The sequence below is a fragment of the Desulfothermobacter acidiphilus genome (assembly GCF_052073645.1).
GTDB lineage: Bacteria > Bacillota > Desulfotomaculia > Desulfotomaculales > Ammonificaceae > Desulfothermobacter > Desulfothermobacter acidiphilus.
Window position 1 is genome coordinate 1,918,181 of record NZ_CM125440.1, and the last position, 17,772, is coordinate 1,935,952.

The 17,772-nt window shown below is 60.2% G+C and carries 21 protein-coding genes; 18 read left to right on the plus strand and 3 right to left on the minus strand.

Features of this window, described 5'->3' with window-relative positions; all coding sequences use genetic code 11:
* Genes yqfC through era form a run of 7 tightly spaced genes read left to right on the plus strand, consistent with a single transcriptional unit; the run spans position 1 to position 6,321 of the window.
* Positions 1-282, plus strand: coding sequence for a sporulation protein YqfC (gene yqfC / locus ACTLLP_RS09740; protein ID WP_441059378.1), 282 nt, complete (start codon positions 1-3; stop codon positions 280-282).
* A 22-nt stretch (positions 283-304) separates the two neighbouring features.
* Positions 305-1,606 carry a sporulation protein YqfD gene (yqfD, locus tag ACTLLP_RS09745; RefSeq protein WP_441059380.1) on the plus strand — a complete coding sequence of 434 codons (1,302 nt, stop codon included), beginning with the start codon at positions 305-307 and terminating at the stop codon, positions 1,604-1,606.
* Positions 1,521-2,492, plus strand: coding sequence for a PhoH family protein (locus tag ACTLLP_RS09750; RefSeq protein WP_441059382.1), 972 nt, complete (start codon positions 1,521-1,523; stop codon positions 2,490-2,492). Before yqfD ends, ACTLLP_RS09750 begins: the two co-directional genes overlap by 86 nt.
* Positions 2,493-2,498: 6 nt before the next feature.
* Positions 2,499-4,676 carry an HD family phosphohydrolase gene (locus ACTLLP_RS09755; RefSeq protein ID WP_441059384.1) on the plus strand — a complete coding sequence of 726 codons (2,178 nt, stop codon included), beginning with the start codon at positions 2,499-2,501 and terminating at the stop codon, positions 4,674-4,676.
* Positions 4,597-5,046, plus strand: coding sequence for an rRNA maturation RNase YbeY (ybeY, locus tag ACTLLP_RS09760; RefSeq protein ID WP_441059386.1), 450 nt, complete (start codon positions 4,597-4,599; stop codon positions 5,044-5,046). Before ACTLLP_RS09755 ends, ybeY begins: the two co-directional genes overlap by 80 nt.
* A complete protein-coding gene (cdd, locus tag ACTLLP_RS09765) occupies positions 5,036-5,416 on the plus strand; it encodes a cytidine deaminase (RefSeq protein WP_441059388.1) in 381 nt (126 codons plus the stop codon). Before ybeY ends, cdd begins: the two co-directional genes overlap by 11 nt.
* Positions 5,413-6,321: a GTPase Era gene (era, locus tag ACTLLP_RS09770; protein WP_441059390.1), complete on the plus strand. Its 909-nt coding sequence runs from the start codon at positions 5,413-5,415 to the stop codon at positions 6,319-6,321. Before cdd ends, era begins: the two co-directional genes overlap by 4 nt.
* Here the strand turns inward: era and ACTLLP_RS09775 are convergent.
* Both ACTLLP_RS09775 and asnB read right to left on the minus strand, forming a co-directional pair.
* Positions 6,303-6,869, minus strand: a complete 567-nt coding sequence (locus ACTLLP_RS09775) for a UbiX family flavin prenyltransferase (RefSeq protein WP_441059392.1) — start codon at positions 6,867-6,869, stop codon at positions 6,303-6,305. The genes era and ACTLLP_RS09775 overlap by 19 nt on opposite strands.
* A 55-nt stretch (positions 6,870-6,924) precedes the next feature.
* On the minus strand, positions 6,925-8,766 hold the full coding sequence (gene asnB / locus ACTLLP_RS09780; RefSeq protein ID WP_441059394.1) for an asparagine synthase (glutamine-hydrolyzing): 1,842 nt from the start codon (positions 8,764-8,766) through the stop codon (positions 6,925-6,927).
* Between the two features lie 163 nt (positions 8,767-8,929).
* Between asnB and ACTLLP_RS09785 the strand changes: the two genes are divergently transcribed.
* From ACTLLP_RS09785 to tsaD, 10 genes are read left to right on the plus strand one after another with little or no spacing between them, the layout of a single operon-like run.
* Positions 8,930-9,598, plus strand: a complete 669-nt coding sequence (locus ACTLLP_RS09785) for a DUF1614 domain-containing protein (RefSeq protein WP_441059396.1) — start codon at positions 8,930-8,932, stop codon at positions 9,596-9,598.
* 31 nt (positions 9,599-9,629) lie between these two features.
* Positions 9,630-10,022 (plus strand): HIT family protein, encoded by a 393-nt coding sequence (locus ACTLLP_RS09790; RefSeq protein WP_441059398.1) that lies wholly within the window; start codon positions 9,630-9,632, stop codon positions 10,020-10,022.
* Positions 10,023-10,736, plus strand: a complete 714-nt coding sequence (locus ACTLLP_RS09795; protein WP_441059400.1) for a gamma-glutamyl-gamma-aminobutyrate hydrolase family protein — start codon at positions 10,023-10,025, stop codon at positions 10,734-10,736.
* Positions 10,737-10,766: 30 nt separating this feature from the next.
* Entirely contained in the window at positions 10,767-11,822 is a 1,056-nt protein-coding gene (gene thiE, locus ACTLLP_RS09800) for a thiamine phosphate synthase (protein ID WP_441059402.1), read from the plus strand.
* Positions 11,797-13,101 (plus strand): phosphomethylpyrimidine synthase ThiC, encoded by a 1,305-nt coding sequence (gene thiC, locus ACTLLP_RS09805; RefSeq protein WP_441059404.1) that lies wholly within the window; start codon positions 11,797-11,799, stop codon positions 13,099-13,101. Before thiE ends, thiC begins: the two co-directional genes overlap by 26 nt.
* Positions 13,102-13,116: 15 nt before the next feature.
* Positions 13,117-14,136 carry a thiamine-phosphate kinase gene (gene thiL / locus ACTLLP_RS09810; RefSeq protein WP_441059406.1) on the plus strand — a complete coding sequence of 340 codons (1,020 nt, stop codon included), beginning with the start codon at positions 13,117-13,119 and terminating at the stop codon, positions 14,134-14,136.
* Positions 14,120-14,602 (plus strand): tRNA (adenosine(37)-N6)-threonylcarbamoyltransferase complex ATPase subunit type 1 TsaE, encoded by a 483-nt coding sequence (gene tsaE, locus ACTLLP_RS09815; RefSeq protein WP_441059408.1) that lies wholly within the window; start codon positions 14,120-14,122, stop codon positions 14,600-14,602. Before thiL ends, tsaE begins: the two co-directional genes overlap by 17 nt.
* Positions 14,580-15,266, plus strand: a complete 687-nt coding sequence (tsaB, locus tag ACTLLP_RS09820) for a tRNA (adenosine(37)-N6)-threonylcarbamoyltransferase complex dimerization subunit type 1 TsaB (RefSeq protein ID WP_441059410.1) — start codon at positions 14,580-14,582, stop codon at positions 15,264-15,266. The genes tsaE and tsaB overlap by 23 nt, the downstream gene beginning before the upstream one ends.
* Complete coding sequence (gene rimI, locus ACTLLP_RS09825; protein ID WP_441059412.1) at positions 15,263-15,730, plus strand: ribosomal protein S18-alanine N-acetyltransferase; 468 nt, start codon at positions 15,263-15,265, stop codon at positions 15,728-15,730. The genes tsaB and rimI overlap by 4 nt, the downstream gene beginning before the upstream one ends.
* Positions 15,717-16,733 carry a tRNA (adenosine(37)-N6)-threonylcarbamoyltransferase complex transferase subunit TsaD gene (tsaD, locus tag ACTLLP_RS09830; protein ID WP_441059414.1) on the plus strand — a complete coding sequence of 339 codons (1,017 nt, stop codon included), beginning with the start codon at positions 15,717-15,719 and terminating at the stop codon, positions 16,731-16,733. The genes rimI and tsaD overlap by 14 nt, the downstream gene beginning before the upstream one ends.
* On the opposite strand, the gene ACTLLP_RS09835 is transcribed toward tsaD, so the two are convergent.
* Positions 16,730-16,927: a hypothetical protein gene (locus ACTLLP_RS09835; protein ID WP_441059416.1), complete on the minus strand. Its 198-nt coding sequence runs from the start codon at positions 16,925-16,927 to the stop codon at positions 16,730-16,732. The two genes, tsaD and ACTLLP_RS09835, sit on opposite strands and share 4 nt — an antisense overlap.
* 59 nt (positions 16,928-16,986) lie before the next feature.
* On the opposite strand from ACTLLP_RS09835, the gene ACTLLP_RS09840 reads away from it, so the two are divergent.
* On the plus strand, positions 16,987-17,682 hold the full coding sequence (locus ACTLLP_RS09840; protein ID WP_441059418.1) for a formate dehydrogenase accessory sulfurtransferase FdhD: 696 nt from the start codon (positions 16,987-16,989) through the stop codon (positions 17,680-17,682).
* The last annotated feature ends 90 nt before the right edge of the window (positions 17,683-17,772 follow it).

The window sequence follows — 17,772 nt, forward strand, 5'->3', positions numbered from 1 at the left end:
ATGGGTTGGCGAGAAACCCAAGAGCGACTCCGCCGCAGGCTGGCTGTGGCGCTAGACTTGCCCGGAGAAATTGTTCTCAACCTTCCTAAAGTGGTTTTGATTGGTAATTTCCAGGTCTTTATCGAAAACTATCGGGGGCTCTTGCTTTACCAGGCGGAAACGGTGCGAGTCCTGGTGGAGACGGGCGAGCTCATTATTCGCGGTAACGATCTGGTGCTCCGCCGCATTCTCGCTGAGGAGCTCCTGGTCGAGGGGCGAATCCAGAGCATCGAATTCAGCTGATCCCCCGGGGGAGGTAGCAGACGTGCGGCGCTGGCGCTACTGGCGGGGTTACGTGCTGCTGAAGCTGGAAGGCAAGAAAATTGAGCGTTTCCTCAACATGGCTCTCTCCCGGGGTATAAAGTTTTGGGATGTGCGTTACCTGGGAGAGAACCGGGTGTTGTTACGGGTGCGCTGGGGAGCAGTGCGAGCTCTTCGTCACATCTCTCGCCTCACCTCCACCCGCCTTTCCGTGCAGGACAAGATGGGATTACCTTTCTGGCTAAGCCGCTGGCGGCGGCGTCGGGTTTTGGTGGGAGGGGCCATTCTCTTTTTGGTCGCCGTCTATCTCTTTTCCCTGGGTGTCTGGCGCGTGACGGTCACCGGCACCCGGGTCTTGGACTCCCGGGAGGTGCTTCAGGCTGCCGCCGCCGCAGGGCTCAAGCCGGGTACTCTTAGGTTCCGGGTGCGGGAGCAGGAGGTGGAGCGCCGACTGAGAGAGGAGTTTCCTCAATTAGCCTGGGTGGGGGTGGAAATCCGTGGCACTCAGGCTATCATTAAAGTGGCGGAGAAGAAACTTCCCATGCTCACTACCACTCCGGCCCATTTGGTGGCTGCCAAGGCGGGCTTGATCCGACAGCTCCTCGTGCTCGAGGGCACTCCTCGGGTCAAAGAAGGGGATACCGTGGTGCCGGGGCAGTTGCTCATCGCAGGAGAAGAGTTGGTGACCGAGCCGGGATCGAACGCGCCTCGCCCGGTGTACGTGCGAGCTCAGGGGATTGTCCGCGCCTGTGTTTGGTACCAGGGCTACGGTGAAGCCCGGTTGCGGGAGCAGGAAGAGCGCTTCACCGGGCGGCGAGCTCGGGCGCTGGCCTTCGTCTGGGGCCAACGCCGGTGGCAGGTCTGCGGACCAAAAACCGCCCCTTTCGCTTCCTACCGTGTAGAAGAGGGGCAACACCGAGTCGCTATAGGGAGGAATTTCTCCCTTCCCGTGGTAGTTGAAAAAAAGATATATTATGAGTGTGAGACTCGTGAACTCCAGCGCACCCGGGAGGAGGCTCGAGTCCTGGCTGAAGAGCGAGCTCGCGAGAAGCTGCGCTTGCTCCTGCCGGAAGGAGCTCGGGTGCTGTCCGAGCAGGTGGAGGAGGTTCGGGGACCAGGGGAAGAGGAATTGGTCCGGGTGAACCTCAAGTGGGAGGCTGAGGAAGACATTGGTAAAGTGCAAGAATTTTCACCGGAGGGAGGCGCCGCAGGGCAAGTAAATGGAAGAAATCAGGATCCCCGTGGAGGATCAACGGGTGGCCATGGAGATTCTGGGCCGCTTCGACGAGCACCTGAAGGCCATTGAGCGGGCTACGGGAGTGCAACTGCTGCTGCGGGGAGGAGAGTTTATTTTGCGGGGCGAGCCACGGCAGGTTCGGGAAGGAAAGGAAGTCTTGCAGCGCTTGCGCGAAACCTACCGCGTGCAGGGGGTTATAACCCTGCACGAAGTCAACCAGGCCATACGCGCGGCCAAGGGAAGTGTCCGAGAGCGGGAAGCCGAAGCAGGGGACGAGATCCTGCTAACCACGCCGCGGGGGAAACAGGTGCGTCCCAAGACTCCAGGGCAGAAGAACTATGTGGACGCCATTAAGCGCTATGACATCACCTTTGCCATCGGCCCGGCCGGCACGGGTAAAACGTATCTGGCGGTGGTGATGGCGGTGGTGTGGTTGCGGCAACGGCGCATAAGCCGCATCATCCTGACGCGACCGGCGGTGGAGGCGGGCGAGCGTTTGGGGTTCTTGCCGGGTAGCCTGGAAGAGAAGGTCGATCCTTATCTGCGCCCTCTCTATGACAGTCTCTACGATGTTTTAGGGGTGGAAAATACCGAGCGCTACCTGGAGAAGCGCATTATCGAAATAGCTCCTTTGGCCTACATGCGGGGGAGGACGCTAGAGGACGCCTTCATCATACTGGACGAGGCCCAGAACACCACCCCGGAGCAAATGAAAATGTTTCTCACGCGGTTGGGTTTTGGGTCCAGGGCGGTGATAACCGGCGACATTACTCAGATAGACCTGCCGCGGGGCCAGGAATCGGGTTTGGTGGTGGCTCAACGCATTCTCCACGGCATTGAAGGCATAGCTTTTCAATTTCTCACTGGAGAAGATACCATTCGCCACCCGCTGGTTATGGAGATCATCCGCGCTTACGAGCGGGTGGAAGCGGAAGAGGCTAAGACCAAGGAGTGAACCATAGTGGGAAGCAGGGGATTCTGGAAGCAGTTGCTGAAGGAGCCGAGAACTAAGCGGGTGGGCGCGGCTCTGTTTTTATTTTTGTGCCTGACCCTGCTCACTGCTTTCCAGTTTTTCCCGGAGGGAACCGACCTGGAAGTGGGGCAGGTGGCTCCCCGGACCATCAAAGCGCCCCGATCGGCGGTGTTTGAGGACAAGATCCGTACGGAGGAGTTGCGCCGGGAAGCCCAGGCTAAGGTGCCCAAGGTTTACGATATCGATCCCAAAGTGCTGGAGTCCATCCGCAAAGACATAAGGGAGAGCATCGAAGCGGTCATAGCTGCTTCCAAGGCGCCGTTGCCCAATGAGGCAGCCCGCATCGCGCTGCTTAAATCTTCGCTTTCCTTCCCCGTTTCCGATGAATTGGCGCGTTCGCTGCTGGGCCTATCGGAAAACCGCCTACGGCAATTGGGTAGTTACCTAGATAGCCTGGTAACCCAGGTGATGGTTCGGGGGGTAAAGCAGGAAGACCTGCAGTCCACCAAGGAGCAACTCCGCGAAAAAATTAAGTTGCTAGCCTTGGACCCCACCGAGGAGCGCTTCGCCTTGCTGCTAATCCAGCACACCCTCCGGCCCAACTCTTTTTATAACCCGGTGCAGACGGAAATGTTGCAGCAACAGGCTCGCGAGGCGGTGCCACCGGTGATGGTAACCATACGGCCGGGGGAGAAGATCATCGGCGAAGGGGAAGTGGTGACTCCGGAGCACATCGCCAAGCTCAAAGCGGTGGGCCTCTATCATTCCCGTCCCTCCTTCGGCACGCTGGTTGGTATCGGCCTGGTGATGGGCCTGCTGGTCTATGTGTTTTTCTACTACATAAGGCAGCAGCACCCCTATGTTTACCAGGATGGCAACCAGCTCCTGTTGATAAGTTTGATTATTGTGGGAGTGTTGCTACTGGCCAAGTTTATTCTGGCGGTAGATATAAAGCAGTGGCCCAACTTGAACCGCCAGATGGGCTATGCTGTGCCAGTGGCGGTGGTGGGAATGCTGCTGGCCACCCTGGTTAATTCGCGTTTGGCGGTGGTGGCGGTGGCCATTACCGCTCTGGTCTCGGGTATGCTGGCGGGCAACCAGCTGCGCTTCGCGCTGGCCGGTATGATCACCGGTTTAGCGGGCGCTTACGGAGTGGCCAAGTTGCACCGTCGGCGTGATCTGGTGCGGGCTGGCTTCTTAGTAGGACTAACAAGCACCGGAGTCAATTGGGGATTGGAGTTAGCCTCCCACGTGCCCCTAGCTTTATGGGCCCCCGCTGGTTTGGCGTTGGGAGTTTTAAACGGCTTGCTCAGCACCATTCTCACTAACGGGGCTTTGCCGGTTCTGGAACACCTGGGTGGCATAACCTCGCCGGTGCGTTTGCTCGAGCTCACCTCTCCTAGCGAGCCCCTATTGAAACGGCTGGCTTGGGAGGCTCCGGGCACTTATCACCACAGTGTCATGGTAGCGAATCTGGGAGAAGCGGCGGCCGAGGCTATCGGGGCTGATGTGCTAACTGTGAGGGCTGGTGCCTATTACCATGACATAGGCAAACTACGGCGCCCTTCCTTTTTCGCCGAAAACCTTCTGGGTAACGATAATCCTCACGACCGCTTGGCTCCCAGCTTATCCACGCTGATCATCACTTCCCACGTCCGGGACGGGGTGGAAATGGCGCGAGAATACAAACTGCCGGAAAGGGTGATCGAGATTATCGAGCAGCACCACGGTACCAGTCTGGTCAGCTGTTTCTACCAGAAAGCGTTGCAGGCGGAGCAGAAGGGGATTCACGAGACCGATTTCCGCTACCCCGGTCCCAAGCCCCAGACACGGGAGGCGGCCATTGTCATGTTAGCGGACTCGGTGGAGGCAGCCGTGCGGGCTATGAACCAATCTCCCCCGGGCCAAATAGAGGGTCTGGTGCGACGCATCATCAAAGAGAAGCTTTACGATGGCCAGTTGGACGAGTGCGCGCTAACTTTTCGCGATCTGGAGTTGATCGCTCAGGCTTTCGACCGGGTTTTGACAGGGCTTTTCCACACCCGGGTAGAATATCCCCGAGAGAACGGTAAAGGAGTAGGGAACCATGACCGTGCTGGTACAGAATCTGCAGGAGAAGTTCCCGGTACCGGCCGAGTGGCTGTCAGCCGCTCGGCGGGCAGCTGAGTTAGTGCTCCAGGAATTGGGCCCTCCCGGGGAGGTGGAGGTGGGTGTAACTTTCCTGGACGACGAGGGTGTGCGAGAGCTCAATCGGCGCTACCGGGGCAAAGACGCTCCTACAAACGTGCTGGCCTTTCCTATGAACGAAGAGGACCCGCCGGTGCTGCTGCTGGGGGATGTGGTGATTTCGGTGGAGACGGCTCAGGCGGAAGCGGCGGCTGAGGGAATAGAGCTCCCGGAGAAGCTAGCTCGTTTGGTGATACACGGGACGCTGCACCTCCTGGGTTTCGATCACGAGACCGAAGCCGAGGAAGAGTCTATGCGCCAGCAGGAGGAAGCCATTCTGGAGAAGTGGAGGCGAGAAGGTGCGGGATGAGGAGCTGGTGCGGCTGTCGCTGCAATTTAAGGAGCGGGCTTACGCTCCTTACTCCGGCATTAAGGTGGGAGCGGTGCTGCTCACCGCTGGAGGGGAAGTGGCCTTTGGCGTTAACGTGGAAAACGCTTCCTACGGCTTGACCCTTTGCGCCGAACGTGGGGCAGTGGCGCGGGCTATTAGTGAAGGGCTCAAAGACTGGGTGGTGATGGCGGTGGCCTGGAACCGAGAGGATTTTTGCTGCCCCTGTGGGGCCTGCCGCCAGGTATTGTTCGAGTTGGCACCGGATCTGCGGGTGTTAATGGCTAATTGTCGGGGGGAATACCAGGAGGGGGTAGTGCGGGCGCTTTTGCCCAGCGCTTTTCATCTATGAACAAGGAGACAACGAATTTCCGCTCGGGTTTCGTCAGCGTGGTGGGAAGGCCTAATGTGGGTAAGTCCACCCTGATCAACCAATTGGTAGGGCGCAAGGTGGCCATCGTTTCCGACAAGCCTCAGACCACTCGTCACCGGATTTTGGGGATTCGCACCTTGCCGGAAGCGCAGGTGGTGCTGGTGGACACGCCTGGCATTCATAAGCCGCGCCACCGCCTGGGGGAGCATTTGGTGACCCTGGCCCTGGAGGCGCTGAAAGGGGTGGATTTGGTGCTGTTTATCACCGAGGCCACTTCTCCTCCCGGACCGGGAGACCTTTTTATCTTGGAGCAGCTGCGCCGCGCCGAGGTTCCGGTGGTGCTGGTGCTCAATAAGATCGATTTGGTAGCCAAGCCCCAACTCCTTCCCCTCATTGAGCGCTGGCGCCAGGAGCACGATTTCGCCGCTATCGTGCCGGTTTCCGCTCTCAAGGGGGAGAACCTGGACCGGCTGCTGCAGGAGGTGGTGCGCCGGTTGCCACCCGGACCCCAATACTTTCCATCAGATACGGTTACCTCGCAACCTCTCGATCTGACCCTGGCTGAGCTCATCCGGGAAAAGGTGTTGCACCTTACCCGGGAGGAGGTGCCGCACGGGGTGGCCGTGGTGGTGGAGGAAATGGTTCCCCGAAAAGAGAATTTGCTTTATCTGCGCGCCACCGTCTACGTGGAGCGGGCCAGCCACAAGAGGATTATCATAGGAACCGGAGGGCAGCTGCTGCGAAAGATTGGGCAGCAGGCCCGGGAAGAAATCGAGGCTTTTTTGGGCAAAAAAGTCTATCTCGATCTGTGGGTTAAGGTGAAAGAGAAGTGGAGGCGGGACGAGGTGGCCATGCGCCAGCTGGGCTATAGCCCGGAGGAATGAGGCCAGGGGCGAACGAGCTGGTTGGGTATTCCCAGCAGGTTTAGCAACCGTCCCAAAAAGAAATCGATGCTTTCCTCCAGACTGGCCGGCCGCTGGTAGAAGGCGGGGACGGGGGGGGCGATCACCACCCCCAGGCGGGCCAGCTTAAGCATGTTTTCCAGGTGGATGGCGCTGACTGGTGTTTCCCGGGGGACCAGGATAAGGGGTCGGTTTTCTTTGATGGTGACGTCAGCCGCCCGGAGGATCAGGTTTTCGGCGTAACCGCTGGCTATGCCGGCCAGGGTTTTCATGCTGCACGGGATGACCACCATCCCCTGGTGGCAAAAAGAGCCGCTGGCCACCGGGGCGTGCCAATCGGTTTCCCCGTAAGCGCTGTTCGCCAGTCGCTTCACTTCGCTCACGGGCAGCGCCGTTTCTTCTTCAATAAGGGTCTCGGCTTGGCGGCTAAGGATCAGATAAGTTTCCACCGCGTGCTCCCGAAGGAGCTCCAGCAAGCGCACGCCTAAATGCGCTCCCGAAGCCCCGGTTAGGGCTACCACCAGACGCATTCCACTCACCTCTACTGTTCTTGTTATTTTAGCTCTTCCAGAGCTCGGGGGCAAATCAAACCAGCACCACTCGGTAATGGCGCAACCAATGATCCAGCTGCAAGAAATAGGCTAGCAGCTGGGTGCCGGTCATGAGTTGCCCGAACCAGGGGAGGTCGCTATCTGCTTCCTGGCCTAGGGCCAGCCGCCGCACCTTTTCCTGGTTGATTAGGGGTATTAAAGGAGACCGCGGATCTTCCAGGAGACGGAGCACGGCTGCGCGCACCAATTGGCGATAGGCAGGGTGGTGGATCTTGGGATAGGGGCTTTTGCGTCGTTGCAGCACGTTTTCCGGGAGGAGCCCCCGCAAAGCCAGCCGGAGGATGCCCTTCTCCTGTCCCCCCCAGCATTTAATTTTCCAGGGGAGGTTCCAGGCGTATTCTACCAGCCGGTGGTCGCAGAAGGGAACGCGGGCTTCCACTCCGGCAGCCATGGTCATGCGGTCTTTACGTTCCAGGAGTACCGGCATAAAATGGAAGATGCTTAGGTAAGCAATTTCACGGCGGAGGGCTTCGTCCTCCGCTTCTTCCGCCAGCAGGGGAACTTGATCCCGGGCTTCGCGGTACCTGGACTGCAGGTATTCGGCGGGTTGGAGGAGTCGCTGCGTTTCCGGCGCCAGGAAAGACTGGCGCCAGGATAAGTGGCGTATCCATGGGAAAGAGGAGCGGCTGAGATCTTCTTCTCTGAAGAACCAGGGATAACCGCCCAGTATTTCGTCAGCGCCTTCGCCGGAAAGAACCACTTTCACTTCTCGCTTAACCTCGCGGGCGAGCAACAGCAGCGAAGCGTCGATGTCGGCCATGCCCGGAAGGTCACGGGCTTCCACGGCTGGCAAGAGAGCTGCGGCCAGGGTCTCGGGTTCGATCACCACTGTCCGGTGCCGGGTGGAGAGGTGGGCGGCCACGCTGGCCGCCCAGGGGGTGTCGGATTGGGCTTGGAATTGGCTGGGAGCGAAATAGCGGGCGTTTTCCTGGTAATCCACGGCGAAAGTGGTCAGGCGACCGCCTTTTTCCCGCATGGCGCTGGCAGCGAAGAGAGTTACAGCGCTAGAGTCTAACCCGCCGGAAAGCAGGCTTCCTATAGGAACGTCGCCCACCAATTGCCGGCGCACGGCGTTCTCCAGGAGGTACCGGAGATGCTCGGCGGTGGCGCGCGCGCTCTCCCGGTGTGGTCGGCTCTCCAGTTGCCAGTAGCGCTCGCGCTCCAACCCGCGACGCGAGTAGGAAAGCCTATGCCCTGGCGGGAGCTCTTTCAGGTGGCGGAAGACGGCTTGGCCAGGGGTGCGCCCTGGTCCCATCACCAGGAGCTCTGCCAGTCCCACGCGGTCCACCTCGGGGGGGAGTTCGGGATGGGCTAGGAGCGCTTTGATTTCGGAGGCGAAAATCAGAGACGAAGCTTTCTGACTGTAAAATAAGGGTTTGATGCCCAGGCGGTCGCGGGCCAGGAATAGAGTGGCGGCGTCCTCGTTCCAGATGGCGAAGGCGAAGATGCCGTTTAGCCGGTCAACGCAGTGTTTCCCCCAAGCCAGATAGGCGAGCAAAACCGCTTCCACGTCGGAGCGCGTTTGACAAACTAGTCCGTGGGAGCGGAGCTCGGCTCGGAGCTCAGGGAGGTTGTAGATCTCCCCGTTGTAAACGATCACCAGGTTGTGATTCTGGCGCCGGTAGGTGAAGGGCTGTTTCCCTCCCTCCGGGTCGAGCACGACCAAGCGGCGGTGGGCGAGGGCGGCCCGGGGGGATAACCAAAGGCCGGCCTCGTCTGGCCCCCGGTGGCTAAGCATGGCCCCCATCCGCTCTATCAAATCCCGTTGCCGGGTGAGGTCCTGGCTCCAATCGATCCAGCCAGCGAAGCCGCACATACTTTCTCACCTCAAAAGCGGGGGTAGGTAGGGTACACCTAAAACATATGCCGGGGCCGGGGCGGCCATGTTTCTTGCCTTTTCCTCACTCTGGATAGGGCATGGAAGTGGTTTTCCCGGGCTTATCTCTTTTTTGGGGCTGCGGTTTGCGGTATGCTAGAATGTGAAGACTTTGCAAAGGGTGTGGCTGGCGGTGGGCTGTGCTTTTCCGGTGGTGCTTCTGCTCCTGCTTCCCTTGCTCTTTCTGGTTTTTTTTCAACTAGCTACCTTTTCCTTTACCAAGTTGGGCCTTTCTCCAGAGACCGCTATTCTTTTCTTCGGGCTATGCCTGGTAGGGGGGATGATCAATATCCCCATTTCCCGGCGGCGCGTGGTAGTCCACGAGGGCGCTTTTTTCGGCTCTCCCTTCTTTTTTTACTACCCTCCCCGCGTCAGCGAACAAGTCATCGCCCTCAATCTAGGTGGGGCCATTCTGCCGGGGCTTTTCAGTCTCTATCTCCTTTTTACCCGGGCTCCCCTGCTTCCCTCCTTCATAGCGGTGGTGGTGGTTACGTTGGTGGCTCACGCGCTGGCTCGTCCGGTACCGGGCATGGGGATTACCTTGCCGGCCTTTGTGCCACCCCTGGTAGCAGCGGCGGTGGCCTGGTTGCTGGCGCGGGACAACGCGGCGCCGGTGGCTTACGTGGCCGGAGTGTGGGGGACGCTCATTGGAGCCGATCTTTTGAATTGGCCTCGCTTTAAAGACATGGGAGCTCTGGTTTTGAGCATAGGCGGGGCGGGGGTTTTTGACGGGATTTTTCTGGTGGGAATCGTGGCCGCTTTGCTGGCCTAAACTATAAATCTCAGTTCTAGGAGGGTGGAGAATGCCAGGATGCCTTTTTTGCTCTTTGCCCCGGGAAGCGGTGATCGCGGAGAACGATTTGGCCTTCGCCATTTTCGATAAGTACCCGGTTAATCCCGGACATACGCTGGTTATCCCCAAGCGCCACTTCGCCTCTTTCTTCGAGGCTACCGAGGAAGAGGTATTGGCCATCTATCATTTGATCCACCAAGTAAAAAAGCTTCTGGATGAACGCTACCGCCCTGACGGCTACAACGTGGGAGTTAACGTGGGAGAATGCGCCGGGCAGGTGATCATGCACGTGCATTTTCACGTCATTCCCCGCTTTATCGGCGACGCTTCTCCTCCAGGGGGGCTGCGTCGGGTTAAGGATCCTATGACTCCCTGGGAAGTGGAGGGAGAGAAGAAAAGTTAAATGTCGGTGCCTATTGGCATAACCCTGGGGCTAGATCCGGAAGGAAGGCGCTATCAACTGGGCCGCCTTTACGTGGAAGCGGTGCACCGGGCCGGTGGGTTACCGGTGTTGCTTCCTCCACTCCCTCCCACGGAGGCCATTGCCGCTTTGCGCCTGGTGCGAGGTTTGCTCTTATCCGGAGGCGGCGACCTGGACCCGCATTATTTCGGCGAGGAGCCCCTCCCGTACACGCGGCGCATCGATCCTTCCAGAGACGCCTTTGAACTGGCCCTCGCCGGTTTGGCTTTGAAGCGCTCGATACCCCTACTGGGTATATGCCGGGGAATGCAGGTGCTTAACGTGGCGGCTGGAGGAACTCTCTATCAAGATCTGACCTTAGGGAGCTCCCGGCCCTTGAAGCATTATCAGGAAGCGCCCGACTGGTACGCTTCGCATTGGGTAGAGATACGGCCCGATTCGCGGTTGTCCCACATTCTGGGGGGAGTTACCCGGATAAGAACCAACTCCTTTCACCATCAGGCCGTTTGTCGGCTGGCCCCCGGCCTTAGGGCGGTGGCTTGGACTTCCGATGGAGTGGTGGAAGCGGTGGAAGCCGAAGGGAAAACGCTGGCGTTAGGGGTGCAGTTTCACCCCGAAGCTATGGTGCACCAGGACCCCTTGTTTCTGCGGCTTTTCTTGGCGCTGGTGCAGGCGGCTGGCGGGATTGAACCCTAATACTTCAATGGAGTAAGATTAAGGGCGAAGATGTGGCGGATAGTGGATGCTAATCGCAATCGCTTGCGGGAAGGGCTGCGGGTGTTGGAGGACCTGGCTCGCTTCGTCTTGCAGGAACGGAGGTGGGCTGAGGAGGCGCGCTCTTTCCGGCATGTCCTGGCCGAAGCGGACCAGACAACGCAAAATTGCTGCCTGGCCAGCCGGGACGTGGACAGCGATTGGGGTAAGGAGTACCGGCCTTCTCCTTATTCTTCCCTTGAGGCCTTGGTGCGAGCCAATTGTCGGCGCGTTCAGGAGGCGGCTCGAGTGTTGGAGGAATGCTCCCGCTTGTGCTGCCCAGAGCAGGAAGAAGGTTTCCGGCGGGTGCGTTTTTGGGCCTACGCGGCGGAGAAATATTTGGTGCCCTCGGCGGCGAGGAGCGACCGGCGCCGGCGCTGCCAGGTCTGGCGCCTTTATGTCATTGTGGGCTCGGAGTACACCGGGGGGCGGGCAGTGGAAGAGGTAGTGCGGGCGGCTATAGCCGGGGGCGCCGAGGCGATCCAGCTACGCGAGAAGCAGTTACCCACGCGTGACGCCTACCATTTAGCTTGCCGCTTGCGCCACCTTACTCGGGAAGCGGGTGTGGACTTAATTATTAACGACCGGGTGGACCTGGCGCTGGCGGTGGAAGCGGATGGCGTACACCTAGGAGCTGAGGACCTGCCCCTGGATGCGGCTCGCCGCTTGCTGGGCCACCGTTACTTGCTGGGGGCCACGGCGCACACGCTGGCGGAAGCTCGGGCGGCTCAGGCGGCGGGGGCCGATTACCTGGGTGTGGGTCCGGTATTTTTCTCCCCCACCAAGCCCGAATTGATTCCAGGAGGGCTTGAGCTCCTGCGGGAGGTGGCGGCGCAGGTAGAGGTGCCGGTGGTGGCCATAGGTGGGATAACGGTGGACAATGTGGGCCAAGTTTTGGCGGTTCCTGGCGTCAGGTGCGTGGCGGTGGTGCGGTCGGTCTTAGGAGCTTTAGATGTGGCGAAAGCCGCGGCAGAGTTGAAACGGGTGATGGAGGGGATAGCTGATGACGCAACTAGAAGCGGCTCGTAGAGGAGAAATAACTCCGGCCATGAGGCGGGTAGCGGAGCGAGAGAGGTGTTCACCTGAGCAGGTGCGGCAGAAAGTTGCCGCCGGCCAGTTGGTGATCCCGGCTAACCCTCGTCACCGGTGTCTGGATCCCACAGGCATAGGAACCGGGCTCAGAACCAAAGTTAACGCTAACCTGGGCACTTCCCCCCAGTTTCCCGACCCCCAGCGAGAGCTCCGTAAGTTGCAGGTGGCTTTGGCAGCCGGGGCCGATGCGGTGATGGATCTGAGCACCGGTGGAGATCTAGACGAAGTGCGGCGACTGGTGCTGGAGCATAGCACCGTGCCGGTGGGAACTGTCCCCATCTACCAAGCGGCGGTCGAGGCACGCGAACGGCACGGCAGCATTGTGGCCATGAGCGCTGACGAACTCTTCGAGGTCATTGAGCGTCAGGCTGCCGATGGGGTAGATTTCATGACCGTGCACTGCGGTGTCACCTTGGAGAGCGTGGAGCGGCTTCGTCGCCAGGGGCGGGTCACCAACATAGTCAGCCGGGGCGGTTGTTTTGTGCTGGGATGGATACTCCACCATCAGGAGGAGAATCCCCTTTACCAGCATTTCGAGCGCTTGCTCGATATTTGCCAGCGCTACGATGTCACCCTCAGCTTGGGCGATGGTCTGCGCCCCGGCTCCTTGGCTGATGCTACCGACCGGGCCCAGATCCAGGAGCTTATTCTGCTGGGAGAGTTGGTGGAGCGGGCGCGGGCTGCAGGTGTTCAGGTGATGGTGGAGGGGCCAGGGCACGTTCCGCTGCATCAGGTGGCCCTCAATGTGCAGCTTCAGAAATCCCTTTGCGGCGAGGCTCCTTTCTACGTCCTGGGGCCTCTGGTCACCGATGTGGCTCCGGGTTACGATCACATTGTGGCTGCCATCGGAGGCGCGCTGGCAGGGATGGCGGGGGCTGACTTCCTTTGCTACGTCACCCCAGCCGAACACCTGGGACTCCCCACCGCGGAGGACGTGCACGAAGGGGTGATAGCAGCGCGCATCGCCGCCCATGCCGCCGATCTGGCCAAAGGGGTTCCGGGCGCGGAGGAGTGGGATTTGTCCATGGCTCAGGCGCGGCGGAAGCTGGACTGGGAAGAGCAGCTGCGCCTGGCGCTGGACCCAGTTCGGGCCCGGCAGATTCGGCGGGAACGCAATCCTGAGGGGTTGCGAGAATGCACCATGTGCGGCGAGTTCTGCGCCATGCGGCTGGTGGCCAGTTTTCTGGGCCAGGAGGGCTGGGGCCAAACCTGCTAGAAAGAGGGGCGAGGGATGGAACTGAAGGAAATCGGTGAGTTCGGCTTGATCGCTCGTCTCACCCGCGATCTGCCTTCGGCTTCTCAGGTGGTACGCGGGGTGGGGGACGACGCGGCGGTGCTGGATCTGGAGCGCACCTGGCTCCTTTTCACCACCGACACGCTGGTGGAGGGGGTGCATTTTCGTTGGGATCTATCTACCCCCGCCGACGTAGGCTTTAAGACGCTGGCGGTCAACGTCAGCGATATAGCGGCCATGGGGGGGCGTCCTACTTACGCTGTGGTCACCTTGGGCCTGCCGCTGGAGCTGCCGGTGGAGAAGGTGGACGAGTTCTACGCCGGCCTGCGCGAAGCGGCTGAGGAGTACGAGGTAATACTGGTGGGGGGCGATACCACCCGCTCAGGGCTCTTCTTCGCTGGGGTGGCTTTACTGGGAGAGGTGGAGCCGGGTCGGGCCAAGTGGCGCAGTTCTGCCCGCCCAGGCGATATCCTCTGCGTGACCGGGCCCCTGGGCGGAGCAGCGGCGGGCCTGGTCTTGCTCCGCAGCCGGGAGGAGTTGCTTCCGGGGTCCCTGGCTCAGATGCTGCAGCGCAAGTACCGTCGCCCCGAGGCCCGCCTGGAAGCCGGCAGCGTTTTGGGAGCCAGTGAGGCCGTGCACGCGCTCATCGATGTAAGCGATGGTCTGGCTAGCGATGCCAGGCACATCGCCCAGGCTTCAGGAGTACGGGTCAATATCTACCGGGCCGCTCTACCCATCTACCCACCGGCCCTGGAGCTCGGTCGGCGTCTGGGACTAGATGCCACTCAATGGGCCCTTTTTGGCGGGGAGGATTACGAGCTCCTCTTCACCGTTGCCCCTTCGGCGGTGGGAGATACAGCTGCAGCTCTACGGCGCGTGGGTCTCGATCTTTTCCCGCTGGGTTTTGTTGAAGAGGGCGAGGGAGTCTGGCTAGTCTTACCTGATGGACAGGAGGAGGAATTGGTCCTGGAAGGCTACGACCATTTCCGGGGTAGCGCTTATGAGTCTACGTCTTGAGCTCCGCTCGGCGGCTGCCACCCAGCGGCTAGGAGAGAAGCTGGGGCGGCTCTTGCGGCCGGGGGATCTGGTGGCCTTGAAAGGAGAGTTGGGGGCGGGGAAAACCTGCCTGGTGCAAGGGCTGGCTCGAGCGCTGGGGGTAAAAGAACCGGTGCTTAGTCCTTCTTTTCTTTTGCTGCGCGAGTACCGGGGCCGTGATTTCCCCCTTTATCACTTCGACGCCTATCGCTTGCAAAGCCCCCAGGAGTTTCTGGAGCTGGGACTGGAAGAATATTTCCCCTTTGGGGTAAGCGTTATCGAGTGGGCGGAAAGGGTGGAAGATACTTTACCGGCCGAGCGCTTAGAGGTGCAGCTGGATTATGTCCCCGGAGATCCGGAAGCGCGTCTTGTAACCGTGACCGGCCACGGCTCGCGAGGTAAAGAATTGCTGGAGGCTTTACGCGATGCACTTAGTACTGGGACTTGAAACCAGCACGTCGCAAATTCTAGGGGTGGCGGTGGTGAGCGGGGAGGGGATCATGGCCGAGACCACCCTGCGGGGCGAGAAGTGGCAGGCAGAGTCCCTCCTGCCGCAAGTGCAAAACACGTTGGCGGCGGCCGGAGTAACTCCTGGCGAACTTGCTGCCGTGGCCGTGGCCGTCGGTCCCGGTTCCTTCACCGGCGTCCGGCTGGGGGTAGTGGCAGCGCGCACTTTAGCCCAGGCCCTCTCCCTGCGGGCCTATGGGGTGCCCACCTTGAAAGTCTTGGCCTGGCCCTGGCGTTTATGCAAGCTGGTGGTGTGCCCTCTAATACCCTCGCGGCGGCGGGAGCTCTTTGCGGCCCTCTATCACGGGGGAGATCTGCTCAAGGGTCCCTGGGCGGCTTCACCGGAAGCCATAGCCAAGGAACTCCGCTCTTTTTGTCCGGTGCTGCTCACCGGCGCTGGGGCCAGGGCCCATGCCGAATTCTGGCAGCGGGAACTGGGGGAAGGGGCGCTTCTACCCGCTCCCGTGCCCGAAGCTCCGGCGGCATCCCTCGTCGCTTGGCTTGGCCTGGAGGCGCTGCGGCGGGGCGAGAGGGGTGATTTCCGGGATTTAGTTCCCATTTACCTGCGCCCGGCAGCCACTTACCAGGGGGAACGATCCGAATGATACGAGTGATCGATATGCAGCCGGAACACGTGAACGAGGTGCTGGAAATCGAGCGGAGTTCCTTTCCGCTGCCCTGGGACCGCGACACCTTCCTTTTCGAGATCTTGATTAATAAGCTGGCCGAGTATGTGGTGGCGGTGCAGGACGAGAAAATCGTCGGTTACGGGGGGATGTGGATAGTGGCGGACGAGGGGCACGTCACTAACATCGCCGTGCACCCCGACCACCGCTTGCGAGGGGTAGGGCGGGCTATTCTTGCCGAGCTCATCCGCCGGGCCCGCTCCAAGGGGTTGACGCGCATGATTCTGGAAGTTCGCCCTTCCAACGCCGTGGCCCGGCACCTTTACCGCAGCCTGGGATTCGTGGAGAAGGGCGTAAGGAAACGCTATTACCAGGATAATGATGAAGATGCCATCATTATGTCCCTGGAAAACTTGCAGGTGGTTTCGGATGAGGAGCGGTGATATTTTAATTCTAGGGCTTGAAAGTTCCTGCGACGAGACCGCGGCGGCGGTAGTGGCCGATGGCCACCGCTTATTATCCAACGTGGTTGCTTCGCAGGTAGAGATCCACCGGCGTTTTGGCGGTGTGGTGCCCGAAGTGGCCTCGCGGCAGCACCTGCGAGCGCTGAACCCGGTAATTGAGCTCGCGCTCGAGAAAGCGGGACTGGGATGGGGAGACCTGACGGCGGTGGCTGTCACCCGTGGTCCCGGGCTCCTGGGATCGCTGTTGATGGGCTTGATGGCGGCCAAAACCTTGGCTTTTGCCCTTGGCAAGCCTCTCATCGCCGTGCATCACATCCGCGCTCATATTTACGCCAACTTCTTGACTCACCCCAGAATTCGCTTCCCTTTCGTAGCTTTAGTGGTTTCTGGAGGGCATACTGACCTGATTTACGCCACTGGTCACAGCCAGTTTCGCCTCGTCGGTTCCACCCGGGACGATGCTGCCGGGGAAGCTTTCGATAAGGTGGCTCGCTTCCTGGGCCTCGAATACCCCGGGGGCCCCTCCATCGAGCGAAAGGCGCGAGAAGGCAACCCTGCTGCTTTTCCTTTGCCGCGGCTGCGCTCAAGCGAAGACTTGTCCACCAGTTTCAGCGGCCTTAAGACGGCGGTGATCTACCGTTGGCGCCAGGCGCAGGCCAGGGGAGAAAAGGTGCGAGTGGAGGATGTGGCGGCCAGTTTTCAGAATACTGTGGTAAGCGTGCTGGAAGAAAAGGCGTTCGCCGCCGTGCGCGCTTTTCGCGTTCCCACCCTGCTTCTGGCCGGCGGAGTAACGGCTAACGGCTACCTTCGAGAGCGCTTTCTCGCCCGAGCTCGGGAGGAAAACATTCAACTATTCTTGCCGCCTCCGGAGCTCTGCACCGACAACGCGGCCATGGTGGCTGCCGCAGCTTATTACCAGTTTCTGCGCGGGGATTTCGCTTCCCTCGGAGTGAGCGCCGAGGCCAATCTCCCCCTGGATTAGAAGCAACCGAGTTGGCAGGCCACAATCCTTATGCCCAGTTGATCGCAGGCTGCTCCTACCACTCGGGGAGTTACGCCGAGGGAAGCGGCCAGTTGATGGGCCTGCAGACAAGCCAGTTTACCCTCCTTGGCTGCCTCGCGCACTGCGGCTAGCACTTGGGGAGGGACCTCTATCGGAGGCTTTTTCTCGGGCAAGTTAATCCCCTCCGCCCGCATGGTTTAGAAGTAATTTTATCACAAAGGAGGAGCGGGAGTTGTTGGTTCACTGGGAAATCCTGCGCTACTGCCAGGGAAAGCGGCAGGAGACCGCCGACACGGTGGTGGAAGAGAGAGCATTCAACCTCTTGCTTAATGGGCAGTTTCTGGCCACTTTCCATTGCCTCCCGATGGAGCTCGAGTACCTGGCCATGGGGTACCTGTGGCACGCGGGGAAACTTTGTCACCCGGGAGAGATAGCGCGAATAGAACGGCTACCTGGCGAACTCCGGGTTTCCTGCAGACCGGCCGTGGCCCTGCAACCCTTCGCTCCTGCTCTGCCTCCTCGTTTCCGCCCGGAGCAAATCTTCCTCTTAGTAGATTATCTGGATGAAGAGCCCCTTTTTTCTGGCACCGGCGGGGTGCACGTGGGGTTGTGGGCTCGCGCGGAAGAGATGCTCTTTCGCACCAGCGACACCGCTCGGCACAACGTGTTGGATAAACTCACTGGTTGCGCTTTAGCCCGCGCCCTCTCTCCCTCCGGGCTGGCCTTGGGATTCAGCGGGCGCCTCAGCTACAGCATCATGGCTAAAGTGGCCCGCCTGGGCGTAAAGCTGGTGGTTTCTCCCTCAGCCCCCACCCTGGCCGGCCTGGAACTCGCCTTGGAGCAAGGGATAACCGTGGTGGGCTTTGTTCGCCGTGATCGGTTCAATGTTTACACTTACCCGGAGCGCATCGAATTTTCAGCGACCTAGCGGAGATTCTTGCCGGCCCCGCTTCTCCTGCGCTGTCTCTTAAGTTTCAAACGGCGGGGGCTATTGGCCCTATTGTGTGCCACAAAAAGG

What these genes read in the sequence shown, in the direction of transcription:
- era (WP_441059390.1), top strand. Translation starts at nt 5,413, where the DNA reads ATGAACAAGGAGACAACGAATTTCCGCTCGGGTTTCGTCAGCGTGGTG.
- thiE (WP_441059402.1), top strand. Translation starts at nt 10,767, where the DNA reads ATGTGGCGGATAGTGGATGCTAATCGCAATCGCTTGCGGGAAGGGCTG.
- ACTLLP_RS09775 (WP_441059392.1), bottom strand. Translation starts at nt 6,869, where the DNA reads ATGCGTCTGGTGGTAGCCCTAACCGGGGCTTCGGGAGCGCATTTAGGC.
- thiC (WP_441059404.1), top strand. Translation starts at nt 11,797, where the DNA reads ATGACGCAACTAGAAGCGGCTCGTAGAGGAGAAATAACTCCGGCCATG.
- yqfC (WP_441059378.1), top strand. Translation starts at nt 1, where the DNA reads ATGGGTTGGCGAGAAACCCAAGAGCGACTCCGCCGCAGGCTGGCTGTG.
- asnB (WP_441059394.1), bottom strand. Translation starts at nt 8,766, where the DNA reads ATGTGCGGCTTCGCTGGCTGGATCGATTGGAGCCAGGACCTCACCCGG.
- ACTLLP_RS09790 (WP_441059398.1), top strand. Translation starts at nt 9,630, where the DNA reads ATGCCAGGATGCCTTTTTTGCTCTTTGCCCCGGGAAGCGGTGATCGCG.
- tsaB (WP_441059410.1), top strand. Translation starts at nt 14,580, where the DNA reads ATGCACTTAGTACTGGGACTTGAAACCAGCACGTCGCAAATTCTAGGG.
- ybeY (WP_441059386.1), top strand. Translation starts at nt 4,597, where the DNA reads ATGACCGTGCTGGTACAGAATCTGCAGGAGAAGTTCCCGGTACCGGCC.
- ACTLLP_RS09750 (WP_441059382.1), top strand. Translation starts at nt 1,521, where the DNA reads ATGGAAGAAATCAGGATCCCCGTGGAGGATCAACGGGTGGCCATGGAG.
- tsaE (WP_441059408.1), top strand. Translation starts at nt 14,120, where the DNA reads ATGAGTCTACGTCTTGAGCTCCGCTCGGCGGCTGCCACCCAGCGGCTA.
- rimI (WP_441059412.1), top strand. Translation starts at nt 15,263, where the DNA reads ATGATACGAGTGATCGATATGCAGCCGGAACACGTGAACGAGGTGCTG.
- ACTLLP_RS09795 (WP_441059400.1), top strand. Translation starts at nt 10,023, where the DNA reads ATGTCGGTGCCTATTGGCATAACCCTGGGGCTAGATCCGGAAGGAAGG.
- thiL (WP_441059406.1), top strand. Translation starts at nt 13,117, where the DNA reads ATGGAACTGAAGGAAATCGGTGAGTTCGGCTTGATCGCTCGTCTCACC.
- tsaD (WP_441059414.1), top strand. Translation starts at nt 15,717, where the DNA reads ATGAGGAGCGGTGATATTTTAATTCTAGGGCTTGAAAGTTCCTGCGAC.